Raw genomic sequence first — 980 nt, 5'->3', positions numbered from 1 at the left:
CCTGAATTCAGATAATAAGTGCGACACTCATGGGAAGGTGTAAAAGAGGAAGCCAACTGCCGAAAGTGGTACGCTCTTCTCGCCAAAGAAACAAGCAGTACTACCATGAGTTATCAGCAGTTGACTGAGGGGAGAAGATACCAGATTTCTGCCCTTTTGGAACTGGGAATATCAGTCTCTGATATTGCCAAGAGGGTGAAGTGTCACCGAGCCACGATCTATCGTGAGTTAAAAAGAAATCGAACAAGTGGCCGCTATTGTCCCGAGCAGGCCGAAGCCTCAACCATGAGTAGGCGAAAATCGGCTCGCAAATATCGAATACCTAGGGAACGCATTGAGTTCATCAAGCTATTGCTGGGTATCGATTGGAGCCCTGAGCAAATTGCCAATGTTCTAACGAGCGCTGGCGCGCCTGTTAGCCATGAGTGGATTTACCAGCACATCGCACTTGATAAGCGTACAGGTGGCAAGCTTTATCGCCACTTAAGGCAAGGTCATAAACGTTATCGGAAGGGGCAGAGAGTTAAGGCACCAACGATTAAGCATGCGGTTTCAATCGACGAGCGTCCATCGGTCGTGGATAGCCGCGAGCGATTTGGGGACTGGGAAATTGACACCGTATTGGGCAAGCACGGGACGGGTGCAATAGTCACGATTTTGGAGCGCAAGAGCCGGTTTTATCTCGCTAAAAAAGTGGCTTCTAAATCAGCAGTTGAAGTGACGAAAGCGACAATTAAGATGTTGATGCCGTACAAACATCTCGTACACACGATCACAGCCGATAACGGTCATGAGTTTGCAGGTCATCAGACAATTGCCGAGGCGCTGAAAGCTAAACTTTACTTTGCTCATCCCTACAGCTCTTGGGAGCGAGGCGCGAATGAAAACGCTAACGGGCTTTTACGGCAATATGTGAAAAAAGGTACGGACTTGAGAACGGTCACTGATGAAGATATCGAACTTGCCCAATCAAGGATAAA

General features: G+C 48.2%; 1 protein-coding gene. It reads left to right on the top strand.

Annotated elements, in window-relative coordinates:
- Positions 1-105: 105 nt before the first annotated feature.
- The coding region (locus NHN17_RS25820; RefSeq protein WP_255045534.1) for an IS30 family transposase at positions 106-980 on the top strand (875 nt) is incomplete at its 3' end.

Source organism: Photobacterium pectinilyticum, from assembly GCF_024357955.1.
GTDB classification, from domain to species: Bacteria; Pseudomonadota; Gammaproteobacteria; order Enterobacterales; family Vibrionaceae; genus Photobacterium; species Photobacterium pectinilyticum.
The sequence above is the reverse complement of the archived record's forward strand: the minus strand, read 5'-3'. Positions and strand labels throughout refer to the sequence as shown.